This is a genomic window from Natronococcus pandeyae (assembly GCF_008122205.1).
GTDB lineage: Archaea > Halobacteriota > Halobacteria > Halobacteriales > Natrialbaceae > Natronococcus > Natronococcus pandeyae.
Genome location: NZ_PHNJ01000013.1, coordinates 122,014 through 128,222, shown reverse-complemented (window position 1 = coordinate 128,222; position 6,209 = coordinate 122,014). Strand labels below are relative to the sequence as shown.

Below are 6,209 nucleotides of genomic sequence, written 5' to 3'. Positions count from 1 at the left end.
GCGAGGGTTGTTTCGCCCCGCGAGAACAGGTCGTGGACTGTAAACCGTAATATCCCAACGACGGTCGGGATTCCACGGCGTTTACGGCGTGGAGGATGTCAATTCCGTCAAGCCAGTCAAGAGTTGCGCCCGATGATCGATTTGTCATCCGAATCGATATCCGCCATTAGGAGTCCAAGAGCCTCCGGGTTGCTCAGTTCGTAGCCCACCCGTTCGCTTAGTTCGCGTTTGATTTTTTCGAACCGCTCAGCCTTTGTTCCATGTAATTTGATGTGTGTCGTCATACTTCGATCTCTCTCATTTTCATTCATGTGCGATATGACTGGCATCGAACTGTTTCCAGGCATGGCTCCCATCGTCGTATGAAGGGGTGGCGGATCGTCTCTGTAGTGTCTGTTTCATGGGGAGTATCTCGAAAGTGACTGGACCGCTTTGATCGTCGTACTCTGATCGGGTTGTGATACCGAAGTGAATGGCCAAGTCGAACGTAAAGCCCAGTCGAAGCAGTGGTGCACGTCTGGAAGATGTGCGGACAATCGCTCCAAACGTCTCCGAATGGTGCACCATCGTACCAGAACGGAGAAGCCCATATTAACTACTTCAACTCACAATCGAATACGATTCCTCAGCATCTGTACCGGTTTACACAGTACGCAGTAGAACAGATTCGAGCAGTAACTTCTGCGGGTGACATCCTCCTCGCTGTAAACGGCGAGGCTTCCCACGCATGGGGAATACCAGTTAGCCGTCGCTGGCAGAGGGTTTCGACTCTCGAAACGCCATGAGCGTCATCTGCGCTGGTACGCTCGTCTCACGGTGTCGTTCGAAAGACGCGGAGCGTCTTTCGTGATCACGAGACGGCTTCGCCGTCTCGAACGAAGTCGTGGCGGTGTCACAACCGCTCCCGTCCCGTAGCGAGTCATTGCGTTCCGCCTTGTCGAGCGGGACGCTCTCTCCCCACGAGTCAATCCGTCGTGCGATATTCGCGGAAACGTTGATGTCGGCCTGAAACGTCGAAACGTGGCAGTCGTCGTTCGGGCACCGGAACTCGGCTTGGGAGTCCCGCCGACCGATACGGTAGCACGAGTGGCACGTCTGCGAGGTGTACGCCGGGTCCACGTACTCGATCGGGATGCCTGCTTCCGTCGCCTTGTCCTCGATACGCCCTTGGAGTCGGGCGAACGCCCACGAGTGAAGCCGACGGTTCATGTACTTCCCATAGTCGAGACGCTCACGGACGTACGTCAAATCCTCCATCACCAATACCGAATTCTCGTACTGTTTGGCGTACTCGACGGCCTGCCGAGACGCTTTCTCCACGATGTCGGTGAGGGCGTTCTGGTACCATTAGCAGACCGGAAAGACGCTTTCAATACGTGTAGTGCTGTCTCTCCGTATCTGGAGGAAAAAGACTGCCGTCTCCACGCGATTCACGTGGTTCGGGATGAGTCGAACGCTGTTGAACACGATCCAGTGGACCGGCACACCGACGAAATTTTCGAAGTCGTAAAGGATTGTTTTGAGTCGGCAGAAACCCCTGTCTCGACGGAGGCCCGATACGGACGGGACGTTGCTGAGGTGATTCTAGAAGCCGCTGAGGATCATACGGCTGCATCCATCATCCTCACTCCGCGCGAGCGCTCGATCTGGCGCAGGCTCCGATCGCAGAACGTTCTCGGGTCGCTAGCAACTGCTGCTGAACAACCAGTTATAATCGTTCCAGCGAAAGAGTAGGACTGTTCCATAGGGAACGTTCTACCTGAAATAAAAATTGCTTCGTTGGATTCCTGTGACCGAAGACGACAGCTCTCTTTTTCCAAGCGAATGGATCTGCCGATTGAACGACGATGATCAGAAATTGCGTCACGGATCTGCAACAAATACTCGTCGCGGTTGATAAAAACCAGAACCGGGTTGAAAGGCGCTCGATATCGGAGTGACTTCGATGTTTTTGACGGCGGTACTATTGTAATTGATATTACTCTAGTCGTGCGGCTATAGAGATTACCCGGATCGCTGAAACTGTTCAATGGCATGCGTTCGGTGTTCTTGTGTGCCGAGTTAGGATCTCCTCTGAAGATGATACTTATCTGCCTCAACCACCACTCCAGCAACTCACACCGGTCTTCGCCATTCGGTTACGTAATCGTAACTGCCAATTTTATTAGAAAGAGGCGCTCTGTACAGTCATGGGCGAATCAGATACCGATTCGTGCGATCCTCCCGAAGTCGACGAAGTACTGAACCGGGTCCGGATTCACGACTTCCATCCAGTCAACAACGAGAACTTCACGATAGACCGAAGACTGGAGAAAGACGGCATAGCGGATCTGTCCGATACCGACTGGACGGTCCGCTTGCTTGCGGTACGAGACCTGGTTCGCATCGGTATCGATTCCGGCGCCGAGATACGTGCGGACTTGTGCGACAACGACCCACACGTTCGCTATGTTTGTGCGAAGACACTGGGTATACTCGGAGACAACTCGGCTGTGACCGAGCTAGAACGTGTCGTCCGAGACGATCCGAACGATTTGGTCCGTTCACAGGCAGTGATAGCACTCGGTCAGATCGAAGCGGAAACGTCACTCACACTCCTCGAGGAGACGGTCGAAACCGACACGAGGGACGTCCAACATCAAGCGGAGATCGCTATCGCGCAAATCGAGAGCGAAGCGGGAACGACTGCTTCGCTACGATCTGCGTACCAGAATCTCGATCCGTCGATGTTCGACAGGGTCGAGACGGGAGATATGGCTCCCGAGTTTGAACTTCCAGATACGACGGGGAAACAGTGGCAGCGCAGCGACCTCGGTGCGGACGGCGACTGGCTCGTCCTGATATGGGTGTTCGCCGACTGGTGTCCGGTCTGTCACCGTGAGTTCGACGAACTGATCGAGTTACAGGGGGCGTTCGCGGAAGCTGACGTCTCGGTAGCGACGCTCGAGTGCCACGATCGGTTTCGGGGTCGAGTCATGGTCGGCAAGGAACTCGATCCAGAGTACTGGTTTGCCGACGAATCGTTTCAGAAGACGTATACCGAGCGTATCTGGTGGCCGCATCTTCTAGACCGCGGTGGTGCCGTCGGTGCGACCTACGGCGTCGATCCCCTGGCTTTCGCCGTTCACGCCGAATATATCAACCGTCCAGCGACGATTATCGTCGATCCGGACGGCGAGGTCCAGTTTGCTTATTTCGGGACATTCTGGGGGGATCGGCCATCAGTCGAGGAAACGCTCGAGATGATCCGGACCGAGACGTTCGATTTTGAACACCCCGAACGCCGAGAAACATCAGAAGAGTGAAAAGAACGTTATTGTGCTGATCTCTCTATATGAATCGATTCAAAGGTACGTGCTAATCCTGCTTTCGAGCGTGACGTACTCGACGTCGCCTGTAAAGACAGCTACGAGTCCTCCGTGCTCGAGAAGGATCAGTGTCGGAATGCTTTCAATGCTGAATTCCTGGAGTACGGTCGTACTTTCGGTAGTATTAACGGTCGCGATAACCAGTGATGGAAACGCCTCCGCGAGTTTTTCGAGCCTGGGATGGAGCACCTCGCAGAGCTGTGCCCACTCGGCACAGAAGTGGAGTAACACGACTTGCTCGATCTTTTCAGATCCGCCGACGTCCACGAGAGCGAAGCTCTCGTGCGGCCTCTTGGAGAGCATCGCTCTCCAATGGTCGGCGAATTACTGATTCGCCTCGACAGCAGAACGCTTCGAGTTCTGAGGACGGCGAAGCCGTCACGGGTCGCCATTGATGAGACCGCTGTCAAGATTAACGGCGGCTGGCCTTGTGTGTAAGGTGCAATACACCTGGAGTCACGGCTCATACTCAATGTCGCAGTGTTCGGACGGCGAGGCACCGATCCAGCCGCTGCGTTCCTGCATGGACTCACCGAGAAACACGATCTCTCCGAGACGGTGTTTCTCGTCGATGGCTACGGGTATCTGACTTCCCTCTCTCGGTTCGGGTTGAGCGGTCAGCTCGACTACGTCGACCGAAACCGCATCGAGAAGTGGTTTCACACCTTGATGATGAGGGTTGGCCGCTTCTTCAACTCGTGGGTGGGCGGTCGGGCGAGCGTCAAAGGATATCTTGAGCAGCTCATACATTACTATAACACACAACGACCGCACCAGTCACTCAATGGACAGACGCCAGCGGAGATGCTAAACTACTCGACTTCGCACCTATATGAACAGGTCCTCCACATCGTGCATGAGATCGTCGATGCTTCGGGCTGGGCTAGCGAGAGCCCAGGAAAGGAGATTTTGCACGGTTTCGCGAAACGAGAGTTTGAGATCAGCTTGAAGTGACGTTGCCCGTGAAATCACCGTTCCCAGAGCGCTTTGTGCAACACCGAGCTTCAGGAGACTGTAGGCGAGCATCAGCAGGTGCCAGTGACGACTGGCACCTGCGTCACTTCGCAACTCGCAGTCTCCCAAACCGAGGTCCTGCTTGGTGTCTCTGAAGAACGTCTCGACCCGCCATCGCATCGCGTACAACGCGATGAGATGGCTCGCTGGTGCGTCGATTTTATTGCTCACGATGTACTTGACACTCAACTCATCATCCTCGTCATCCGGCTCTTTCTCCGTGATCAGTACCTTCACCTTCCCGAGTTTCGACACTGCAAGTTTCTTCGTCCAGATGTGGTAAGTCTCGCCATCGACAGTTCGTGGCTGCGTGTCGATGCGCTCACGCAGCGCATCGACTCGCATTCGTTCACCCGCGTACGTCACATTGCGGTCACTCTTGATGGCAGATACCCACTCTTTGGCGTAGCTTTCGAGATGATTGATGAACTCTCCAGAACAATAGGTCATATCGAAGAGATAGGTGTCCGCCGGGACACCTATCTCGATGCACTCATTGACGAGTTCTTTTGCTAACTGGACGCGAGTCTTACTGTGTTTCTCGTAGAGGCGAAAACATAGCGGATAGGTCGTTTTCTTGTCTGCATAGATTGCGTAAATGAGATTCTGGCCCCAGATGTAGCCACGCGCGGTGTGATCGTAGAATTTCCCTGCGTTTGGGATCTGCTCGCCACTTTTGTGCGTGAAGGTGTCGTCGATGATGACGACACCTTCACTGCTCCAGCGCGTTTCATTGGTCGTCTGGAGTAACTCCAATCGTTCTCTGTTGAGTCGGTCTTCGTCCCAGTTGTACTCGGTGAGGAACTTGTTTAGAGCGCGTTCGCTTTTCGCCGGAAGTACGTGCGTCGCGATGCCGTCCACGGTCTTGTTGCTGGCCGCAACAAGACCGGTGACGTAGCTTTTCGCATGGTGTTTCTGATGATATGAGAAGACGTCTAACTCGTCAATCGGGTCTGTGCAGGAAAGAAACGACGTAATCGGGAACATCGGGACATCACCGAGAGATAGGCGTCGAACGGAGATAAACGTGCGAAGTCAAGAAACTAGACAGTGCCTTTTGAATATATACGATAGTGGGTTGATATATGCGGTAGTGGATGAGATGGGGCGTCGAACGGCTTCTCGTCAGCCCTGCTGTGGAAATTCCTCGGAGGTCATTCCTGCGGCGAATTTCTCCTTACAGTTCGCTACAGGGAGGATCCGCTTTTGACGAAAGCAACTCTCTTTACGGAATCGATTTTACCACTTCTGGGAGTTCGTCGGGGTGTTCCCACGTGATAACCCGTTCGCTGACGGCCTTCTCGAGCGCAGCCAGGTGGGACGCCGCCATCCCGTTATCGTAGCGTTCGCGCATCTCTTCCTCGCTGTCGTAGACGCATTTCAGCATCCAGAACGTGTTCCGGACGGCCGTCTGGTAGTGGTAGAGATAGCCGAGTTCCCAGACGTGGCCGCCGTCGTAGTCCTCGAGGACGCCCACTATGGACGACGACATCTCGGAGAGGATATCGAACGCGGGAGCCCACAGGTCCAGTTCGTCGCCGGTAAAGCCGAAGTCCTCGAGTCGAAACGAGATCGCTCCCCTGCGCTCGTCGAGCAGGTCACAGACCGTCCGTCGTCGCTCCCCTGGCGCACCCGAGCCGCGACCGATCACCAGGTACCGGCGATCGGCACGCCGGATATCGGTAAATAACTCGCCGTGCAACCCGTTCTTCAGGCGTTCGTGCTGTTCCGGAGTCGGATTTAGCTGGTCCTCCTCGTCCAACCGCTCTGGGTCGACGCCGTCGATATACGACCCGTCGTCCGTTCCATCGCCACCACCGTTCATAT

Annotated in this window: 6 protein-coding genes and 2 pseudogenes; 3 read left to right on the top strand and 5 right to left on the bottom strand. The window is 54.8% G+C overall.

Translation table 11 applies throughout. The features are described from left to right. Positions 1-116: 116 nt before the first annotated feature. The gene (locus tag CV102_RS26145; RefSeq protein WP_187433047.1) at positions 117-284 is read right to left on the bottom strand and encodes a hypothetical protein; all 168 of its coding nucleotides are present in this window, start codon (positions 282-284) and stop codon (positions 117-119) included. A gap of 457 nt (positions 285-741) precedes the next feature. Further along, positions 742-1,344 (bottom strand): annotated as a pseudogene (locus tag CV102_RS19790) (RNA-guided endonuclease TnpB family protein); the annotation flags it as partial. On the opposite strand from CV102_RS19790, the gene CV102_RS27275 reads away from it, so the two are divergent. Both CV102_RS27275 and CV102_RS19780 read left to right on the top strand, forming a co-directional pair. After that, positions 1,249-1,734: a universal stress protein gene (locus tag CV102_RS27275; protein ID WP_394349508.1), complete on the top strand. Its 486-nt coding sequence runs from the start codon at positions 1,249-1,251 to the stop codon at positions 1,732-1,734. The pseudogene CV102_RS19790 and the gene CV102_RS27275 overlap by 96 nt on opposite strands. A 455-nt stretch (positions 1,735-2,189) precedes the next feature. After that, on the top strand, positions 2,190-3,305 hold the full coding sequence (locus CV102_RS19780) for a redoxin domain-containing protein (RefSeq protein WP_148859755.1): 1,116 nt from the start codon (positions 2,190-2,192) through the stop codon (positions 3,303-3,305). Between the two features lie 39 nt (positions 3,306-3,344). Here the strand turns inward: CV102_RS19780 and CV102_RS19775 are convergent, their stop codons facing one another. Next, a complete protein-coding gene (locus CV102_RS19775) occupies positions 3,345-3,671 on the bottom strand; it encodes a thioredoxin family protein (RefSeq protein WP_148859754.1) in 327 nt (108 codons plus the stop codon). Between the two features lie 63 nt (positions 3,672-3,734). On the opposite strand from CV102_RS19775, the pseudogene CV102_RS19770 reads away from it, so the two are divergent. Continuing rightward, positions 3,735-4,181: pseudogene (locus tag CV102_RS19770) on the top strand (integrase core domain-containing protein); the annotation flags it as partial. Positions 4,182-4,196: 15 nt separating this feature from the next. Here CV102_RS19770 and CV102_RS19765 read toward each other — a convergent pair. Together CV102_RS19765 and CV102_RS19760 are read right to left on the bottom strand one after the other, a co-directional pair. Then, positions 4,197-5,369 (bottom strand): IS701 family transposase, encoded by a 1,173-nt coding sequence (locus tag CV102_RS19765; RefSeq protein ID WP_148859753.1) that lies wholly within the window; start codon positions 5,367-5,369, stop codon positions 4,197-4,199. A gap of 238 nt (positions 5,370-5,607) precedes the next feature. Next, complete coding sequence (locus CV102_RS19760; RefSeq protein ID WP_148859752.1) at positions 5,608-6,207, bottom strand: aminopeptidase; 600 nt, start codon at positions 6,205-6,207, stop codon at positions 5,608-5,610. Between the last annotated feature and the right edge of the window lie 2 nt (positions 6,208-6,209).

What these genes read in the sequence shown, in the direction of transcription:
- CV102_RS19765 (WP_148859753.1), bottom strand. Translation starts at nt 5,369, where the DNA reads ATGTTCCCGATTACGTCGTTTCTTTCCTGCACAGACCCGATTGACGAG.
- CV102_RS19760 (WP_148859752.1), bottom strand. Translation starts at nt 6,207, where the DNA reads ATGAACGGTGGTGGCGATGGAACGGACGACGGGTCGTATATCGACGGC.
- CV102_RS19775 (WP_148859754.1), bottom strand. Translation starts at nt 3,671, where the DNA reads ATGCTCTCCAAGAGGCCGCACGAGAGCTTCGCTCTCGTGGACGTCGGC.
- CV102_RS26145 (WP_187433047.1), bottom strand. Translation starts at nt 284, where the DNA reads ATGACGACACACATCAAATTACATGGAACAAAGGCTGAGCGGTTCGAA.
- CV102_RS19780 (WP_148859755.1), top strand. Translation starts at nt 2,190, where the DNA reads ATGGGCGAATCAGATACCGATTCGTGCGATCCTCCCGAAGTCGACGAA.